This is a genomic window from Streptomyces apricus (genome assembly GCF_008369065.1).
GTDB classification, from domain to species: domain Bacteria; phylum Actinomycetota; class Actinomycetes; order Streptomycetales; family Streptomycetaceae; genus Streptomyces; species Streptomyces apricus.
The window spans coordinates 157174-175889 of the sequence record NZ_VDFC01000058.1; the positions used below are offsets into that span (position 1 = coordinate 157174).

Here is an 18716-nt window from a genome sequence, read left to right on the forward strand (position 1 = left end):
GGGAAGTACGGGGACGCCCTGGGGGAGGTGACGTGGGCCACATACTGCCCGGGCGGCCGGGGTCTGTCTCTCTTGGGCAACCAACGGAGGTTGTGGTCTTTGTGTCACCGTTACGGGCACTCGTCACCGGACCCCGGCGGGGGCCATGATGGTGCGACCCGGTGGCCGGACCGTCCACCGCCGTGCGAGCAGGAGAGATCGAGTCCGTCGTGGCCGCCGCCCCCCGTCGCCAGACCCTCGCGGGCGAGATGCTGGTGCTGCAGCTCGCGATCGTCGTGGTGGTGCTGATGGCCGTCGCCGCGGTCTCGCTCGCGCAGTCCGAGGCGACGTTCAACCGGGTCGAGGGCCGCCGGGTCACCGCGCTCGCCGAGCAGCTGGCGGCCAACCCCCTCACCCGCAGCCAGCTCGTGCTGCCCGCGCCGCAGCGGGCCCTGGCCCCCCTGGTGAACTCCACGCAGACCCAGTCCGGCGTCACCTCGGTGACGGTGGCCGACGCGAACGGCCGGATCGTCAGCTCCACCAACCCCACGCTGATCGGCGCCGCGCTGCCGCTCGGCGAAGGCGTCGCCGGGGGCCGGGGCTGGTCCGGCCCGGTGACGCTCGACGGCACGAGCGAGCTGGTGGCCCAGGTTCCCGTGCTCGGCGACACCCAGGAGAACCTCGGCGACCGCCTGGGCACGGTCATGATCGGCGAGGCCGACCCGACGGTGTGGCAGCGGCTGAACGGCGCCTCCTCCTACCTCCTCGCCTACCTGGGCATCGCCAGCGGGCTCGGGCTGGCCGGCTCCTGGCTGCTGGCCCGGCGCGTCAAACGGCAGACCCTGGGTCTGGAGCCCCGCGAGATCGCCGGCCTCGCCGAGCACCGCGAGGCGATGCTGTACGGGATCGCCGAGGGCGTGATCGCCCTGGACCCGCAGCTGCGGCTCACCCTGGCCAACGACATGGGCCGACGCCTCCTCGGCCTCCCCGAGGACTGCGTGGGCCGCAGCCTCACCGAACTCGGCATCGAGGGACGGCTGCGGGACGTCCTGGCGGGGGACGTTCCGGAGGGGGACGCTTCGGGGGGAAACGCTTCAAAGCGGGCCGGTGGGCGCGGTGAGCGTGACGAGGTCGTCGTCCGCGACGGGCGGGTGCTGGTGATGAACCGGATGACCGTCGTCAAGGACGGCCGTCCGCTCGGCTCGGTGACCACCCTGCGCGACCGCACCGAACTGGCCCGCCTGGAACGGGAGATCGGGTCCTTCCGCAGCTCCTCCGAGCTGCTGCGGGCGCAGGCGCACGAGTTCGCCAACCAGCTGCACACCATCTCCGGGCTCATCCAGATCGGCGAGCAGGACGAAGTCGTACGCTACATCCGCGCCCTGAGCCGGCGCCGCCAGTCGCTGGACGTCACTCTCAGCCGCCGGGTCCGGGACACCGCCGTCGCCGCCCTGCTGATGGCGAAGGCCTCCCTCGCCGCCGAACGCAAGGTCAGCCTGCGCATCTCGGACGGGACCGCCCTGGACCGGCTCACCCCGGAGGACGCCGCCGACGTGGCGACGGTGGTCGGCAACCTCGTCGACAACGCCGTGGACGCCGCGTCCGCCGGGGCCGCGAGCCGTGCGCCCTCCGGCTCCGGGCCTGGGTCCGGGTCCGGGTCCGACGGTCACGAGGCCTGGGTGGAGGTCGAGTTGCGGCAGGACGCCACCGGTGTGGAGATCGTGGTCCGCGACTCGGGCCCCGGCGTCGCCCCCGAACTCGCCCGCGAGGTCTTCTCGCACGGCTTCACCACCAAGGCCGCGCAGGAGGGCGAGCGGGGGATCGGCCTGGCGCTGACGCGCCTGGTCTGCGAGCGTCACGGTGGTGAGATATCGGTGACCAACACCCGCGACGGGGCCGTGTTCACCGCACGCATGACCGTCAGCCACCTCACCGACGCGGTGGCGGAAGGAGCGACACCATGAACGGGGCAGCCGACCGGACCCACGAGGCAGCCGGCGGGACCGCCGCCACCGGCACGATCGACGTGCTCGTGGTCGACGACGACTTCATGGTGGCCCGGGTCCACCGCGCCTTCGTCGAGCGCGTCGAGCCGTTCCGCGTCGTGGGCACCGCCAGCACCGGCGAACAGGCCGTCCGCCTCGTCGACGAACTGCACCCGGACCTCGTGCTCCTCGACCTCTACCTGCCCGACCTCTTCGGACTGGACGTCATCCCCCGGCTGCGTACCGCCGGCCACGACTGCGACGTCATGGTCATCAGCGCCGCACGGGAGGCCGACACGGTCCGCGGCGCCGTCCGGCACGGCGTCGTCGACTACCTCCTCAAGCCGTTCGAGTTCGAGGACCTGCGCACCCGCCTCGACCGTTACGCCGGCCGGCGCGGACGCCTGCTCGCCACCGTCGTGCACGGCCAGGCCGACGTCGACCGGGTGCTGGCCGGGGCGAGCGGGCCCGCCTCGGCCGCCGGCACGCTGCCCAAGGGCATGAGCGTGGAGACGGCCGCGCTGATCGAGCGCACGCTGCGCACCGCGGAGGACACCCTGTCGGCCGCCGAGTGTGCGACCCTGGCCGGCGTCTCCCGCGTCAGCGCCCGCCGCTACCTGGAGCACTTCCACGACATCGGCAGCGCCGACGTGACCCTGCGCTACGGAGCGGCGGGACGCCCCGAGCGCCGCTACCGCTTCCGCGGCCCCGCGACCCCACCACGACGGCCGGACGACCAGGCGCGCGCCTAGAAGCCCCGGCCCGGCGGCGGTACGCGCGGTACGCGGGTCACAGCTCGGACGGGCCCCACAGGCTGACGTCCACCTCGTCGCCGACCGACACCTTGCCGGTCCGCAGGACGGACAGCTTCGTGCCGAACGCGACCCCGCCCCCGGCCGCCCGGCGGTACCCGGCGAGGGTGCGCAGCGGCTCCGGGCCCGCCCCCTCGCCCGACTCCTGGTCGACCAGGGTCACGGCGCACCGGACGGCGAGCTTCGCGTACGCCAGTTCCGCGCCGCCGACCGTCATGCGGTGGGCGCGGTCCTCGGTGTGCGGCTCGTCCCAGCCGTCGACCACGATGTTGGGGCGGAAGCGGTTCATGGGCAGCGGGTGCGCACCGCGTGCGGCCAGCTCGCGGTGGAGCAGGTCCAGGGTGGAGCGCGACAGGAGGTGCAGGGTGCCGCTGTCCGCGTAGCCGGCGGTGCCCGGGGTCCTGCCGTCGGTCACCCGCTCGTGCTCCGGCGGTACGCGCACCAGCCGGCTGGGCGCGCCGAGGACGCCGGAGAGCCAGTCGGCCACCGCCTGCCCCTGGTCGATGCCCCGGTACGCCGTCCCGAAGAGGTCGACCGGCCGCCGGGCCCCGACGGTGTCCACCTCCACCTCCACGGCCCCGTGCCCGGGCGCGTGGAGCGTGAGGCGCTCGCCGTCGGCGCCGACGACGGGCCGGATCACGGCCAGCCGGGGGTGGCGCCGCTGCGTGCGGTAGACACCGTCCTCGCCGACGACCATGAAGCTCCGGTCGTGCGCCAGCCCGGCGGGTGTCACCAGGGCCTCGTCCACCGAGGTCCCGGCGCACCCCTTGACGGGGTAGTACGTCAATCCGACGACGCTGCCCATACGCTGACCCGCTCTCCTCCGCACCGACTGCTCCGTACCCATCGCTCGACACCGATTCTCCGTCCCGGAACCGTGCCGGACGACCACGACCCACGCCTCCGCCCCGACCCCCCGTCTCGTCCGCCGCAACCACCGGCCGCCACCACTGGTAATTTCCCAGCATGCGGAAGACACGCATCCACCTGGGCGAACCGCCCGCCGTCGTGAACGTGGGGGTCGGCGTGCACGGGGTCGCGAGCCGCACGGACGTCTTTCGGCTGCCCGAGCTGTGGCAGCTGCACCTGTACCGGTACGAGGCCGAGCTGACCGTCGACGGCACGCCGCATTCCGTACGCCCGGGCAGCGTCAGCCTCGTACCGCCGGGCGCGACCGTCCGCTTCCGCTACCGGGGCCGCTCGGAGCACCTGTACGCGCACCTGCGCACCACCGCCGCCGGAACGCCGCACACCGTGCCCGTCCTGCAGGACGCGGGAGCCGAACTCCCGCTGCTGACCACCTCGCTGCTCCAGGCGGTCGCCTCCGCGCCGGGCGAACCGGACCGCACCCGCGCCGAGGTGTGGACCGCGCTGTGGCGGATCGCCCGGCTCGCCCCGGCCGCCGCGCGCCCCGGACCGCATCCGGCCGTCACCGCGGCGACGGCGTACATCGAGGCGCACCTCGCCGCCCCGCTCACCGTGCCCGCCGTGGCCCGCGCCGCGGGCGTCTCGCACAACCACCTGACCCGGCTCTTCCGCGCCGCCACGGGCGCCACGGTCGTCGCGTACATCCGCCGCCGCAGGCTCGACCGCGCCCATCACCTGCTGCGCGCCTCGACGCTGTCCATCCCGGCGGTCGCCGCGTCGGTCGGCTTCGCGGACCTCCAGGCCTTCAACAAGGCCTGCCGCCGCGAGCTCGGCGGCTCGCCGCGCGCCCTGCGCGGCGAGGCGGGCCCGCCGCCCGCCGCGCCCGCCGTCGCGCCCTGACCGCTGTCAGGACCTGACGGCCTTCAGGACCACGAACTTCGCGTCGCTCGCGACCAGTTCGCTGTTGCCGAAGAGGCGCCGAAGCTTCACGTGGTAGCCGAGGTGGCGGTTGCCGACCACCCACAGCTCGCCGCCCGGCCGCAGCGCCCGGCGCGCCCCGGCGAACATCCGCCACGCCGTGGCGTCGGTCGTCGCCTGGTGGGAGTGGAAGGGCGGGTTGTTCAGGACCAGGTCGACGCTCCCCTCCGGGACGTCGGTCAAGCCGTCGCCGACGCGGAACTCCGCCTTGCCGTGCTCCGCCGTGTCGTCGACGTTCGCCCGGTACGTGGCCTCCGCGGCGGCGACCGCCTGGTACGACTCGTCCGCGAACAGCACCTCGTCCGCCGGCCGCGCCAGCGCCATCGCGGTACCGACCACGCCGTTCCCGCAGCCCAGGTCCACGATCCGCCCGGCACCACCGGCACCGCCACCGTCGTACGGCAGGTGCTGCAGGAAGAACCTGGTGCCGATGTCCAGGCGCTCGGCGCAGAAGACGCCCGCCTCGTTGACGACCGTACGGCCGGAGACCGGACCGATGCCGTCGGGCAGCGTGTACCGCAGCGGCCAGGGGTTGGCCGGCGGCACGAGCCCCGGGTGGGGCGTGCAGAAGATCAGCCGCGCCTTCTTCTCCGCCAGCGAGGTCCGGGTCGGACCCAGGATGCGCTCGAACAGCTTGAGCGTGGAGGTGTGGATCTCCTTGACCATGCCGGTCCCGACGACGAGCGTCCCCTCGTGCACGGCGGGTGCCAGTCGCAGCAGCTGGTCCTCCAGCAGCGCGAGGCTCTTCGGCACGCGCACCAGCAGCACGTCCACGCGCCCGGGCACCGCGTCCTGGGTGGTGAGCAGGCGTACGGCGGCCGGGTCGGCGCCGTTGCGCACCAGGTTGGCGCGGGTGGCCTCCCGGGTCAGGAACGAGTCCGTGACCTGCACCGGAGCGTGGGCCGCGAGGGCCGTGGTGAGGGCGCCCCAGCGGTCACCGACCACGACGACCGTGCCGTCGAGCGCCCGGCCGCTCTGCGCGAGGTGCCGCAGCAGGTACTCGTCGGAGGCGTCCCACGCGCGGAGCTGGTCACGGGAGTCCTCGGGGAAGCGCGCCAGCACAAGCTCGGCCGAGGGGGTCGTCATACGGTCGGTCATCGGGTCCAGGCTAGCGGAATCGCAGCTCAGCGCGGATCGGCGCCCGGTGCGCACCGCCCCGGACGCCCTCTCCCGCATGCGCGAGGATGGGAGCCATGGACGCCGAACTGTTTCCGAGGGACCGGACGGAGATCGCGCCGGGCGCCGTGCACGTGCCGGACTGGCTGACGCCCGGGCGCCAGAAGGAGCTCCTGGAGGCCTGCCGCGAGTGGGCCCGCCCGCCCGCCGGGCTGCGGACGGTCCGTACCCCCGGCGGCGGCACGATGACCTCCCGGCAGGTCTGCCTCGGACGGCACTGGTACCCCTACGGTTACGCGTCCACGGCCGTCGACGGGGACGGGGCGCCCGTGAAGCCGTTCCCCGCCTGGCTGGGAGAGCTGGGCCGCCGCGCCGTACGGGACGCCTACGGCGAGGGCGAGGACGAGGACAAAGGTGAGGACGGGGGCGAGGAGGGCGACAGGGGCGCGTACGGCTACGACATCGCACTGGTCAACTTCTACGACGCCGACGCCCGCATGGGCATGCACCGCGACAGCGACGAGGAGTCCGACGCCCCCGTGGTGTCGCTGAGCCTCGGGGACGCCTGCGTCTTCCGGTTCGGCAACACCGCGTCGCGGGGCCGCCCCTACACGGACGTGGAGCTGCGCAGCGGCGACTTGTTCGTGTTCGGCGGCCCGTCCAGGTCCGCCTACCACGGCGTGCCGCGCATCCACCCGGGCACGGCCCCGCCCGAGTTGGGACTGACCGGTCGGCTGAACATCACCCTGCGGGTGAGCGGTCTCCCGGCGGCCTGACCGGCGACCGGACGACGACGGCCGGGCGAGCGCCCGGTGACCGGCCGGCCACCGGGCGACCGGATCATGGGAGACTCGCCCTCATGAGCGGCGATGCGGTTCCCGCGGCGGTGGGAGAGGGAAGCACCAGGACACGGCTGGACCGGGGACGGGGTGCGCTCGGCCCGGCGCTGGAACTCGTGCACACCGGACGGGCCCCGACCCGTGCCGTGCTCACCGCCGAACTGGGCGTCACGCGCGCCACGGCGGGCGCGGTCGCCGCGGAGCTGGAGGCGCTCGGCCTGATCCGCGTCGATGCCCGCCCCGGCGCCGCCGCCGGCTCCCAGGGCCGCCCCTCGCACCGCCTCGAAGTCGCCGAGGACGGACCCGTCGCCCTCGCCGCCCAGGTGCACGCCGACGGCTTCCGGGCCGCCCTGGTGGGTCTCGGCGGCCGGATCGTGGCGACCGCCCCCGGCTGCGAGACCGTGGACGCCGACCCCGCGAAGGTGCTCGGCTCGGTCGTCGAGGCGGGCGCCGAACTGCTGCGGCGGACCGGCCGGCGCTGCGTGGGCGCCGGGGTCGCCGTCCCGTCGGCCGTCGCCGAACCCGAGGGCACCGCGCTCAACCCGCTCCACCTGGCCTGGCCGGCCGGCGCGCCGGTGCGGGAGATCTTCGCCGGGTGCGTGCGCGCGGCCGGCATCACCGGTCCGGCGTTCGCCGCCAACGACGTCAACCTCGCCGCCCTCGCCGAGCACCGGCACGGCGCGGGCCGCGGCGCCCGCGACCTGCTGTGCGTGGCGACCGGGCACCGGGGCGTCGGCGGCGCGCTGGTGCTCGACGGGCGCCTGCACACGGGCAGTTCGGGCCTCGCGCTCGAAGTCGGCCACCTCACGGTCAGCCCCGAGGGCCGCCCCTGCCACTGCGGCAGCCGGGGCTGCCTGGACGTCGAGGCCGACCCCCTGGCGTTCCTGACGGCGGTCGGCCGCGACCCCGGTCCCGAGGTGTCACTGCTCCAGCAGTCGAACGAGCTGATCCGCGACCACTACGCCGACCCGACCGTGCGCACCGCCGTGCAGGCGCTGATCGACCGCCTCGGCCTGGGCCTCGCGGGCCTGGTCAACATCCTCAACCCGGACCGCATCATCCTCGGCGGTCTGCACCGCACCCTGCTGGACGCCGACCCGGAGCGGCTGCGGGCCGTGGTGGCCGACCGCAGCCTCTGGGGGCGCAGCGGGAGCGTCCCGATCCTGGCCTGCACGCTGGACCACAACAGCCTGGTGGGCGCGGCCGAGTTGGCGTGGCAGCCGGTCCTGGACGACCCGATCGCGGCGCTGGCGTCCGTCTGAGGAACCCTCACCGGCCGCCGGACGCGCCGCGCGGGGCTGTCACCGCCCGGTCAGCCGGCAACGGCCGACCGGGCGGGAGCGTGTCCCTGGAGCGCGTGCGCCTCGGTGACGTGCTCGACCTCCACGAAACCGCGCACGGGCGACTCGACCACCGTGGCGAACGGCGGGCGCACGGGCGCCGGGGCCGGTGCGGGGGAGGGGGCGGCGAGGGTGAACCAGACGACCTTGCCGGACTCGCCGTTCGGCCGCGCACCCCAGCTCTCGCTCACCGCGGCGACCATCGACAGGCCGCGTCCGCAGGTCGCGGAGGAGGTGGCGTCCTGCACCTCGGGCAGGCGCGGGTCGAGGTCGTGCACGGAGACCGTGAGCCGGTCGAGRCGCAGCTCGATCTCGACGGTGCACAGCTTGCCGGGCCGCGCGTGCAGGTGGACGTTGGTCAGCAGCTCGGTCACCCCCAGCGCCGCCCGGTCTATCAACGGGTCCAGACGCCAGTAACGCAATTGCGCAGATACGATTCTGCGGACCTGGCCGATCCTTGAGGGCAGAGCCTGGAGCTCCACGGTGCAATGCCTTGTCTGGCTGATCACGCTGCGACTCCCCGAATTGAGGTCCGGAAGAAGACGAGTACGGATCCAGCGGGCTGCCTGCGCGCGCCGGCCGCCCTGCTGTCCTTGGCCGGCGGGCTGGTTCGCAGCGTTATCGCCGGTAAACCCAGAGTGACGTGACAACAGAGTGACTCAGGAGGTGCGGGACCGCAACTCGCCGTGATCCGGGCGCTCCGACGTGCGGCAGCCGACGGGGGCGTCAGTGCCCGCGTCCCGCCGCGTTGCGCACGGCCTCGATGAAGCGCCGGGCGGCCGGCGGACCCGGTTCCCCCGGGTCCGGGTCGTGGTCGCCCAGGGTGAGCAGGTAGCGGGTGCCGTTGACGTCCGCCAGCGCCCGGTCCTCGTGGGCGAACCAGGGCTTCGACGCCCGGACCGCCTGCACCGGCGCGCTGTCGATCTCGCTGCCGTAGCTGGTGAGCAGCTCCAGCCGCCCGTCGCTGATCCGGACCTGCCCGGCCCGAGTGAGCGAGCGCAGTCTCTTGCCGATCCGCACGCCCGTGGCCGTGAACTCCGGCTCCGCCATGTGCTCCGCCCCCTGGTGTGCTCCGGTGGTGCTCCGTCGTGAGGCCGCGCCGGTCCCGACCGCTCGTCCGTCCCGCAGGGACCGGCGTCCCGCATGTCCGCGCACACGCCACGCGCTGTGCGTTCGCGTGTACGCCCTGTGCGTGCAGTCTGCCCGCACGAAGCGGCGCACACCAGTGCGCATCGGCGCATGGCACATGCTCTCGGGCGCACTCGCGCGAATGCGCCCCCCACCCCTGGGCGACCGGTGGCACCAGTGGTCCCTTTGAGGTCCTCAAAGGACTGTTTATGCAGGTGAGAAGCGTGCGGAAGGTGCCTATGATCGAGGCGTCCGACCGCCGGGACCGAGGTCGGCGCCATCCGAAGGAGCCCCGCCGTGAGCACCCCGCAGCAGGCCCGCCCCCACCAGCCGGCGGCCCACGAGCCGACGGCCACGCTCGACGTCGACCACACCGACGCGGAGTACCGCCACTGGCTCAAGGAAGCCGTGCGCAAGGTGCAGGCCGACGCCAACAGGTCGGCCGACACCCACCTGCTGCGCTTCCCGCTGCCCGAGCGCTGGGGCATCGACCTGTACCTCAAGGACGAGTCCACCCACATCACCGGCAGCCTCAAGCACCGCCTGGCCCGCTCGCTGTTCCTCTACGGCCTGTGCAACGGCTGGATCCGCCCCGGCCGCCCCGTGATCGAGGCGTCCAGCGGTTCCACGGCCGTCTCCGAGGCGTACTTCGCCGGCCTGATCGGGGTGCCGTTCATCGCCGTCATGCCGCGCACCACGAGCGCCGAGAAGTGCCGGCTGATCGAGTTCCACGGCGGCCGGTGCCACTTCGTCGACGACCCGCGGACGATGTACGAGGAGTCGGCAGCCCTCGCGGCGGAGACCGGCGGCCACTACATGGACCAGTTCACCTACGCGGAACGGGCCACGGACTGGCGCGGCAACAACAACATCGCGGAGTCCGTCTTCCGCCAGCTGCGCCTGGAGCGCTATCCCGAGCCCACCTGGATCGTGGCCACCGCGGGGACCGGCGGCACCTCGGCGACCATCGCCCGCTACGTGCACTACATGCAGTACGACACCCGCATCTGCGTGGCCGACCCGGAGAACTCCTGTTTCTTCGAGGGCTGGACCACGGGCGACGCAGGGGTCACCACCGACTGCGGTTCGCGCATCGAGGGCATCGGGCGGCCGCGCATGGAGCCGAGCTTCGTGCCGGGGGCCGTCGACCGGATGATGAAGGTGCCGGACGCGGCGAGCGTGGCGGCCGTGCGGGCGCTGGAACGGGCCATCGGCCGCAAGGCGGGCGGCTCGACCGGCACGGGACTGTGGAGCGCGCTGAGGATCGTGGCCGAGATGGCGGCGGCGGGGCGCACCGGGAGCGTGGTGACGCTGCTGTGCGATCCCGGGGACCGCTATCTGGACAAGTACTACTCGGACGACTGGCTGGCCGCCCAGGGACTGGACATCGCACCCTACGCGGCCACGATCGACTCACTGCTGGAGACGGGAATCTGGCCGAACTGAGCCCCGAGCTCCACCGGCTTCACTGCTCTGTCCCGCCACCGGCTCCACCGGCCGGTCCCGTCGATCGCCCCGGCTGCCCGGCGCAGCGGCCGCCCGCCGGTCCGGCCGACCGCCGCAGCGGTCCTCAGTCGTCGGAGTCGTCCTCCGGGTCGGCCGGCTCGGGTTCGCCGGCGACCACCAGGCGCCGCAGGTGCTCGGCGATCTCCGCGCGTGCCTCGACCGGCAGCCCGTCGTCCGTCACCAGCGTGTCGACCTGCTCCAGCGCGGCGAACGAACTCAGCCCCACCGTGCCCCACTTGGTGTGGTCCGCGACCACGACGACACGCCGCGCGGACTGCACCAGGCGCCGGTTCGTCTCGGCCTCCGCCAGGTTCGGCGTGGACAGCCCGGCCTCCACGGATATGCCGTGCACCCCGAGGAAGAGCACGTCGAAGTGGAGCGCCTCGATGGCCTGGTCCGCGACCGGGCCCACCAGCGAGTCCGACGGGGTGCGCACCCCGCCCGTCAGCACGACCGTCGCCGCGCCCTGCCGCTGCCCCGTCGTGCGCTGCGCCGCGTGGAAGACGTCGGCCACCCGCACGGAGTTGGTCACCACGGTCAGGTCCGGCACGTCCAGGAGCTGCTGGGCGAGCGCGTACGTCGTCGTGCCGCCCGACAGCGCGATCGCCGTGCCCGGCGCCACCAGTGCCGCGGCCGCCCGCGCGATGTCCTCCTTGGCCGTCAGCTCAAGACCCGACTTGGCCTCGAAGCCCGGCTCGTGCGTACTCGCCTCGGCCACCGGGACCGCGCCGCCGTGCACCTTCTCCACCACGCCCTGCCGGGCGAGCGCGTCCAGGTCGCGGCGGACCGTCATGTCCGACACGCCGAGCTTCTTGGTGAGTTCGTTGACGCGGACCCCGCCGCGCCGGCGGACCTCGTCGAGGATCAGGGCGCGCCGCTGCTCCGCGAGGAGGTTCTGATTCTCACTCACGTCCGCTCCGGTTCCCTTCGTCTCGACCCGTCCGACACACCCTGTGCGGCCCCCGCGTCCGACACCGGCAAGGGCGTTGTCCTCCCGCGGCCCGCGGGACGCCCCATCCTCGCACGGGTCACCGCAGGTCGCGCCACTGCCTGTGGTGACCCGCACACGTCACGCTGCCGTCCGGCGCCCGGCGCCGTCACCCGGATCGGGGAGATTCCGTGACGAGTGGTGCGCGCGGCCGCGGCGAGGAGGATCCTTGTACCGGGACATGACACATGTCGTACAGGCAGTGCGGGGGAATCACCACAGTGGAGCGTCAGACGGAGCATGCCCTGACCGGAGGGACGAGCGGCGGCGGGCGGCGGCCGGGGGCCGACACCGCACTGGAACTCCTGGTGCACGGCGTCGGCGGCACGACGCCCCAGGAGATGCTGAACGATCCGCGCACGGTCCGGATCACCGGCGACGACACGGCCGCGGTGTTCCGCCGCGCCGACGACGTCGAGGCGGAGCACGACACGGCACGGGGGCCCGCGGCGCGCCGGGGCGAGCCGGTCCCCGAGGCGTACGTCTGGTGCAACCTCACCTCGGGCAACGGCTCCCGGGCCCTGTGGCTGCTGCTCCTGCCGTTCATGGTCGTCAACCTCGCCCACTGGATGCGTCCTTCGGTGCGCGACAACCGCACACCGGCCGTGCGCCTGTACGGCCTGCTCGTGCGCCTCGCCGGCCTGACCCTCACCGTGCTCCTGGTCGCCGCGGTCTGCGAGGTCGCCCTGGACCTGACCGCCTGGCAGTGCGCGGGCACGCGCGCGTGCGCCGAGGACCACTCCTGGCTGGGCTTCCTGTCCCCGGCCCTGTCGCACGACAGCTGGTGGAGCCAGCCGGGCCGCCGCCTCGCCCTCGCCGCCCTGCTGCCCGCCCTCCTCACCGGCCTCCTGTGGTACCTGTCGCACCGCACCTGGAACGCCTACGAGTCGCAGCGGCCCAGGGAGCGCGAGACCGAGCCCGACGAGGCGGAGAACCGGGCGGGCCTCGGCCGGCCCGGCTTCTGGTACGGCCGCCGGCTGGTCGCCCGGCTGCGCGTCGCCCACACCGCCGCGGGCCTGCTGACGATCGCCGCGGCCGTCGGCACCGCGGCCGCCCGCCACGACCGCGAGCCGGGCGGACCGGCTGTCCTGGAGGCGCTCGGCCTGCTCCTGACCGCGACGCTGGCGGTGGGCGCGGGCGTCGTGCTCTGGGTGGTCTGCAGCCGCGGCCGCAGCGAACGCCGGCTCGACCGGCACCTCGACCGGGCGCTGGTCCGCCTGCTGCCCCTCGGCTCGGTCGCCCTGCTGGCCCTCGCCCTGGTCTACGCCGGCTGGTCGCGGCCCGGCTGGCGGTCGGACCACGGCCTGCCGGGCGACACCGCCTTCGGCACCGTCACGCTCGTCCAGGGCCTGCTCGTGCTCGCCCTCTGCGTCGTGGCCCACCTCCTGTACCGCGGCCACCCCGAGCCCCGTACCGCGATGCGGGGCCTGGCCGGGCCCGCCGTCGCGATGCTGGCCTGCGCCCTGGGCGGCGTGATGTCCGGCGGCGTCTCCCAGCGCGTCGCCGACTGGCTCGACGGCACCGGGGACACCATCGAGGGACCGCCCGTCCTGCTGACCTGGCAGGCGTCCGTGATCCCGCCCCTGCTGCTCGTCCTGCTCGCCCTCGTCGGCTGGCTGGCCCGGCGCACCCTGCAACTGCGGCGCACCGAGAGCGTCGCGGTGGACCGCGCCTACGAGGGCGAGGCCAAGGACCCCGGCACCACCCGCCGCATCGCGAGCGTCCGCGCGATGGCCTCCCTCACCGACCGGGCGCCCCGGATCATCGGCATCAGCTCCGTGGTGACCCTGGTGCTGGGCGGCCTGGCCCTGGCGGGTGCCCTGTCCACCGGCGAGACCCCGGCCGGCGCGGCCGACGGCGCGGCCCCCTTCGTACGGGGCGCGGCCGAGACCGCGCAGGCGCTCGGCTCCTGGCTGATCGGCGTCGGCTTCATACTGTTCGTCACCTGGGGCCGCCGCGCCTACAAGGACCCGACCGCGCGCCGGACCATAGGGATCCTGTGGGACGTCGGTACGTTCTGGCCGCGTGCGGCGCACCCCTTCGCGCCCCCCTGCTACGCGGAGCGCGCGGTCCCCGACCTGACCTGGCGCATCGCCGGCTGGATCCGTGCCACCGGCGGCCGCCTCGTCCTGTCCGGGCACTCCCAGGGCAGCGTCCTCGCCGCCGCCGCGGCCTGGCAGCTCGAACCGTCGATCCGCAGGCGCGTGGCACTGCTGACCTACGGCTCACCGCTGGAGCGGCTCTACGGACGCTGGTTCCCGGCCCACTTCGGGCCCGCCGCGCTCAGCGACCTGCACCGGGACGTCGACTGCTGGCGCAACCTGTACCGGGCCACCGACCCCATCGGCGGCCCCATGCGGCTGCCCGGTGCCTGCGGTCCCGAGGTCGACCACGAGGCGCTGGAGGACCCCCTGGCGTACGGCAGGACGGAGCGGCACCCGCTGCCCGCGCCCATCCTCGGGCACTCCGACTACCAGGCGGACCCCCTGTTCGCCGAGGAGCGCAGGACGCTCCTCGGCCGCCTCGGGACGGACGTCCCGGCGCCCCGCGCCTGCGACTAGGGCATCACGGACCCACGGCCTCACGGCAGGTCCGGCAGGTCCTCCGCGTACAGCAGGGTGAGGTCGTCCGTGCTCGGCTCGGTGAGCTGGGCGACCCGCCCCGCGTGCCGCTCCACCATCGCCTCGAAGGTCTGCCGCGCGGTACGGCCGTTGCCGAACGCGGGCCCCTTCGGGATCGCCCCGAAGTACTTCACCAGCGCCTCCGGCGTGCCCGGCGCCAGCCGGTACTCGTGCTCGTCGGCCTGCTGCTCCACGATCCGCAGCAGCTCCTCGGAGCCGTAGTCGTGGAAGGTGATGGTCCGTGAGAACCGGGACGCCACACCGGGGTTGACCGACAGGAAGCGCTCCATCTCGGCCGTGTAGCCCGCGACGATCACCACCACCGCCTCCCGGTGGTCCTCCATGAGCTTCACCAGCGTGTCGATCGCCTCGCGGCCGAAGTCGCGCCCCGAGTCCTCCGGCGACAGCGCGTACGCCTCGTCGATGAACAGGACGCCGCCGCGCGCCCTGTCGAACGCCTCCTGCGTACGGATCGCCGTGGAACCGATGTGCTCGCCGACCAGGTCGACACGGGAGACCTCGACGAGGTGGCCCTTCTCCAGGACCCCCAGCGAGGCCAGGATCTCGCCGTACAGCCGGGCGACCGTCGTCTTGCCGGTGCCGGGGGAGCCGGTGAAGACGAGGTGGCGCCGCGCGGAGGCCGCCTTCAGGCCCGCCTCCTGGCGGCGGCGGCCCACCTCGATCATGTCGGTGAGCGCCCGCACCTCGCGCTTGACGCCCTCCAGGCCCACCAGCAGGTCCAGTTCGCCGAGCACCGCCTCCGAGGTGCGCACGGGCCGCTCCGGCTCCGCCGCGCCGGCCGGCGGCTCCGGCTCGCCGGTGCGCGGGCCCGGCACCGTGCCGAGCAGACCGGGGGACCGGCCCGCGGTCTGCACGGCGGTCTCCGGGGCCGGGACCGGGGGCCGCGCGTGGGCGCTCTCGTCGCTCGTGCAGTCCTCGACGACGGGCCCGGTGCCGGACGCCTGGTCGCCGGCGTCGGCGAACTCGTAACCGCCGCGCGCGCACCGCTCCGTACGGCACTTCCGCAGCGTCGCCCGGCAGCCGTCGATCACATGGAAGCCGTAGCCGCCGCTGCCGGTCACCTTGCAGCCGTGGAAGCTGCCGCGCCCGCCCGCCGACACGTAGAAACCGGCCTCCGCGGGCGAGGTGACGGTGCACCGCTCGATGGTGGGGTCGGCGCCCTTGGTGACGATCACGCCCGTCTGCGTACCGTCGATCGTGCAGGCGGAGAGCGTCCCGCCGCTGCCGTGGTCGCGGAACCAGGCGCCCGTCGCGGCGTCCCGGATCCGGCAGTCGTCCAGTTGCGCGACGGCCCCGTCGCTCACCGACACGGCCGTGTTGCGGACCTGCGTGATGTCGCTGTCGACGACGTCCGCGCGCGAGCCGCGGTCGAGCACGAACAGGGCGTCCGGCACGTCGTGCACCCGGCAGGACTCCAGGACGACCGTCGCGCCGTCGCTGACCCACACCGCCGGGTAGTCGCCCGTGCTGTCGTGGATCTCGCACTGGTTGGCGTCCACCCGGGTGCCGGGGTCCCACACCGACAGGCCGTTGCGGCCGAACTGCCGCACGGTGGAACGGGTCATGGTGAGGATCGAGCGGGAGCGCAGGTCGACCGCGTTCTCCGGGATGTCGTGGATGCGGCAGTCGGCGAGGGTGAGCACCGCGTCCGTGTCGAGCGTGACGCCGTCCGACGTCGTGCGGTGCACGTCGCAGTCGGTGAGGTGCGCCGTGGCCCGCGCGGAGACCTGTACACCGCTGCCCCTGACCTCGTACACCTCGCAGCCCACCGCCTCCAGCGCGGACTGCTCGCCGGTCACCGACAGGCCCGCGCCCGCGGTGTGGTGCACCCGGCAGCGCTCCAGGCGCGGATGCGCCCCGCCGCGCACCGAGATGCCCGACTGCCCGGCCGCCACCACCTCGCACTCCTCGAAGACCCCGCCCCCGCCGTCGAGCACGGTGATGCCGACGCCCGCCGGGTTGTCCACCGTGCACCGCCGCAGCGTCGGCCGGGCCCCGCCGCGCACCTCTATGCCGGCCGCGGAGCGGGTCACGATCCGGATGTCCGTGAGCTCCGGCGTGCCCTCCTCGACGAGCAGCGCGGGGGCGGCCGAGTCCTGGCCCTCCAGGAGCAGGTCCTGGACCACCGCGGAGGCGCGCACGGTCAGCGGCACGCCGTCGGCGGGCGCGATGCGCACGGAACCGGCCGAACCCTCGGGACCGCGCAGCGTCACCGCCTGCTGGACCACGAGGTTCTCCCGGTAGGTGCCGGGGGCGACGGTGAGCACGTCGCCGTCGGCCGCGGCCTCCAGGGCGGCGGCGAGCGATACGTACTCACCTGTGCGACGCCGCCACCGCGACGTGCCGGTGTGCGTCACCTGGACCGTGCCCTGTGCCATGGCGCTGCTGTGCCCCCACCTCGTCGTACGCGGGTCCTGAGAAGCCGTGTTCCCGGGGCGGGGCCGTCAACTCGGCTCGCGGGGAACGTGAGACAGCCTCTCATGACGGTGCCGAAGACCTCGGCCGGTCCACCGTAGCGTGCGCGGGGCCGGGTGGTTGACCGGAGCGGGGAAGGCGGTCAGCTGCCCGTGCCCGTCCTGCCCCAGTCCGGCCCCACCCGCGACCAGGCCCGGTCCCACTGGTCGTACCTGCGCCGCACCATGCGCCACAGCAGCAGGCGCCTGGCACCCTCGACGGCGCCCGCGCAGGCGACGGCCGTGCCGAAGCCGGCCAGCACGGCGTGCGTCGCGGCGGTCGCGCCGTCCAGCGGCCGGCCGACCAGGCGGCCGCTCCCGTCCGTCCATATCGTGAACCGGTCGCCGCGCCGCGGGGATTCGAGGGCCGCCATCGCCGTGCCCCGCCGGGCGGTGCCGTCCGGTCCCGTCCAGTGGGCGAGCACCCGGCTGTGGGAGTCCCGCCCGGTGGCCGTCTCGGGGTCGGGGTCGAGCGGGGTGAGGTCCGCGTCGCGCACGACGGTCGCGGTCACGGGATGGCGGTTCTCGCGCTGCTCGCGCACGGACCGCTGCAGGGCGTCCCCAGCGAGCCCGCCGGCCAGGACGCCCACCAGGGGCGCGGCGACGAGGACCAGCAGGAGCGCCCCCAGCGCCACCCATGCCTCGACCAGGTCCGTCGCACGCCGAAGCGGGTTGTGCCGCCAGCGCCAGAGTCCTGTGATGGTCCGCACCGCTCCGCACCCCCTTCCGCGTCCGTGATAACCCCGTTCGGGGTCGTTCACGCGCGGTACCGGCCCGGAGAGAGCGAAATCKCCTCTCCCGCCGGTCTGCCACGGACGTCCCCCACAGGCTCAACGGCCGTGCCGGGTGCCGGTGTTCCCGGCCGGCGGGACCGTCCGGGAACACGGAGTCCGGGGTGTCGAGAAGTACGGGCCGCACGGTGGCGTCCCCACCTGCTCTCGAAGACCATGCCGCGGGAGGGCGCGGACGCCCTCCCGCCGAATCCCTCAGTAACCCCTGTACTGCTGGTTGTTGTACGGGTCCTGGTACGGCGCCGGGGCCGGCCGCGGCGCCGTACCAGGACCCGTACAACAACCAGCAGTACAGGGGTTACTGAGGGATGTGCCGACGGGAGGGCGGGCAGGTTGCCGCCCGGGGTGTCGTAGGCCGCGGGGACCCGGATCGGGGCGATCTGCGGGGTGCCCCGCTCGGCCACGAGGGAGTCGTAGATCGGGGTGTCCGGGAAGGAGGCGGAGTAGTAACCGCCGCCATAGGTGGAGCGGGGGGAGGTCATGACACATAAGTTAAGCCCACGATGTGCTGGTTGGGGAGACCGATAAGAGGGTTGTTTTCCGTGCCGGCAGTGACGCGGGATCCCCAATGCGAGCGAATTCGGCGAAAAAGGGCGGCAACGAGTGCGAGGATCGTGTAAAAGCCGAGTTCCGGGCGGGTTACCCGCGGATCGGCCGGTGATCCCACCGGTCCGGTCATGGGCGTTCGCCGTCCGGAGGTCTAGGTTGGCGCGAAACGACCGGACGTGACGAGGCGCGGTCTTCGCGGAGACACCCGATGGGGGCGGACATGGCAATGTCTAAAGGTTCGAACGTTCCGGTGCCGACGACCGGACTGCGCGTCGAACTGGGCTGGCGGGCGGGTCCCGGGGTGCCCGACGCGGACGCCTCGGCGCTGCTGCTGGCCTCCGGGAAGGTCCGCTCGGACGCGGACTTCGTGTTCTACAACCAGCCGGCGCACTCCTCCGGCGCGGTGCGCCACGAGGGCAAGCGGACCGCCGGCGGCCAGGTGAGCGACACCCTGTTCGTCGACCTCACGCGCGTGGAGCCCGCGATCGAGACGGTGGTGCTCGCCGCCTCCTCGGACGGCGGCACCTTCGGCCAGGTACCCGGCCTCTACATCCGGGTCCTCGACGACCGGCAGGGCACGGAGGTCGCGCGCTTCGACAGCGAGGGCGCGAGCGTGGAGACGGCGTTCGTGCTCGGCGAGTTCTACCGCAGGCAGGGCGCGTGGAAGTTCCGCGCCGTCGGGCAGGGGTACGGCAGCGGCCTCGAAGGCCTCGCCACGGACTTCGGGATCACGGTCGACGAAC

At 74.0% G+C, this 18716-nt stretch carries 15 protein-coding genes and 1 pseudogene; 8 read left to right on the forward strand and 8 right to left on the reverse strand.

Annotated elements, in window-relative coordinates; genetic code table 11:
* The first annotated feature begins 209 nt into the window (after nt 1-209).
* The gene (locus tag FGF04_RS32345) at nt 210-1943 is read left to right on the forward strand and encodes a sensor histidine kinase (RefSeq protein ID WP_149514977.1); all 1734 of its coding nucleotides are present in this window, start codon (nt 210-212) and stop codon (nt 1941-1943) included.
* Entirely contained in the window at nt 1940-2716 is a 777-nt protein-coding gene (locus FGF04_RS32350; RefSeq protein ID WP_149514928.1) for a response regulator, read from the forward strand. The genes FGF04_RS32345 and FGF04_RS32350 overlap by 4 nt, the downstream gene beginning before the upstream one ends.
* 37 nt (nt 2717-2753) lie before the next feature.
* On the opposite strand, the gene FGF04_RS32355 is transcribed toward FGF04_RS32350, so the two are convergent.
* Nucleotides 2754-3581: an MOSC domain-containing protein gene (locus FGF04_RS32355; protein WP_149514929.1), complete on the reverse strand. Its 828-nt coding sequence runs from the start codon at nt 3579-3581 to the stop codon at nt 2754-2756.
* 161 nt (nt 3582-3742) lie between these two features.
* Here FGF04_RS32355 and FGF04_RS32360 point away from each other — a divergent pair, with 161 nt between their 5' ends.
* Complete coding sequence (locus FGF04_RS32360; protein WP_149514930.1) at nt 3743-4543, forward strand: AraC family transcriptional regulator; 801 nt, start codon at nt 3743-3745, stop codon at nt 4541-4543.
* A gap of 6 nt (nt 4544-4549) precedes the next feature.
* On the opposite strand, the gene FGF04_RS32365 is transcribed toward FGF04_RS32360, so the two are convergent.
* A complete protein-coding gene (locus tag FGF04_RS32365; protein ID WP_149514978.1) occupies nt 4550-5707 on the reverse strand; it encodes a methyltransferase in 1158 nt (385 codons plus the stop codon).
* A gap of 107 nt (nt 5708-5814) precedes the next feature.
* On the opposite strand from FGF04_RS32365, the gene FGF04_RS32370 reads away from it, so the two are divergent.
* Both FGF04_RS32370 and FGF04_RS32375 read left to right on the forward strand, forming a co-directional pair.
* On the forward strand, nt 5815-6513 hold the full coding sequence (locus FGF04_RS32370) for an alpha-ketoglutarate-dependent dioxygenase AlkB family protein (RefSeq protein WP_149514931.1): 699 nt from the start codon (nt 5815-5817) through the stop codon (nt 6511-6513).
* An 83-nt stretch (nt 6514-6596) separates the two neighbouring features.
* The gene (locus tag FGF04_RS32375) at nt 6597-7838 is read left to right on the forward strand and encodes an ROK family protein (RefSeq protein WP_149514932.1); all 1242 of its coding nucleotides are present in this window, start codon (nt 6597-6599) and stop codon (nt 7836-7838) included.
* A 50-nt stretch (nt 7839-7888) separates the two neighbouring features.
* On the opposite strand, the gene FGF04_RS32380 is transcribed toward FGF04_RS32375, so the two are convergent.
* Together FGF04_RS32380 and FGF04_RS32385 are read right to left on the reverse strand one after the other, a co-directional pair.
* On the reverse strand, nt 7889-8398 hold the full coding sequence (locus FGF04_RS32380) for an ATP-binding protein (protein WP_149514979.1): 510 nt from the start codon (nt 8396-8398) through the stop codon (nt 7889-7891).
* A gap of 244 nt (nt 8399-8642) precedes the next feature.
* The gene (locus FGF04_RS32385; RefSeq protein ID WP_149514933.1) at nt 8643-8966 is read right to left on the reverse strand and encodes a hypothetical protein; all 324 of its coding nucleotides are present in this window, start codon (nt 8964-8966) and stop codon (nt 8643-8645) included.
* 375 nt (nt 8967-9341) lie between these two features.
* Here FGF04_RS32385 and cds1 point away from each other — a divergent pair, with 375 nt between their 5' ends.
* Nucleotides 9342-10490 (forward strand): L-cysteine desulfhydrase Cds1, encoded by a 1149-nt coding sequence (gene cds1 / locus FGF04_RS32390; RefSeq protein WP_149514934.1) that lies wholly within the window; start codon nt 9342-9344, stop codon nt 10488-10490.
* A 124-nt stretch (nt 10491-10614) separates the two neighbouring features.
* Here the strand turns inward: cds1 and FGF04_RS32395 are convergent, their stop codons facing one another.
* Nucleotides 10615-11460: a DeoR/GlpR family DNA-binding transcription regulator gene (locus FGF04_RS32395; protein WP_149514935.1), complete on the reverse strand. Its 846-nt coding sequence runs from the start codon at nt 11458-11460 to the stop codon at nt 10615-10617.
* Nucleotides 11461-11759: 299 nt separating this feature from the next.
* Here FGF04_RS32395 and FGF04_RS32400 point away from each other — a divergent pair, with 299 nt between their 5' ends.
* Nucleotides 11760-14099, forward strand: a complete 2340-nt coding sequence (locus FGF04_RS32400) for a hypothetical protein (protein ID WP_408055697.1) — start codon at nt 11760-11762, stop codon at nt 14097-14099.
* A gap of 20 nt (nt 14100-14119) precedes the next feature.
* Here the strand turns inward: FGF04_RS32400 and FGF04_RS32405 are convergent, their stop codons facing one another.
* The 3 genes and pseudogenes from FGF04_RS32405 to FGF04_RS32415 form a co-directional block, all read right to left on the reverse strand.
* Nucleotides 14120-16558, reverse strand: coding sequence for a right-handed parallel beta-helix repeat-containing protein (locus FGF04_RS32405; RefSeq protein WP_149514936.1), 2439 nt, complete (start codon nt 16556-16558; stop codon nt 14120-14122).
* A gap of 179 nt (nt 16559-16737) precedes the next feature.
* Nucleotides 16738-17343 (reverse strand): Rv1733c family protein, encoded by a 606-nt coding sequence (locus FGF04_RS32410; protein ID WP_149514937.1) that lies wholly within the window; start codon nt 17341-17343, stop codon nt 16738-16740.
* Nucleotides 17344-17619: 276 nt separating this feature from the next.
* Nucleotides 17620-17906, reverse strand: a pseudogene (locus tag FGF04_RS32415) (DUF6643 family protein).
* Nucleotides 17907-18199: 293 nt separating this feature from the next.
* On the opposite strand from FGF04_RS32415, the gene FGF04_RS32420 reads away from it, so the two are divergent.
* Nucleotides 18200-18716: TerD family protein (locus FGF04_RS32420; protein WP_149514981.1), on the forward strand; the 517-nt coding region annotated here is incomplete at its 3' end.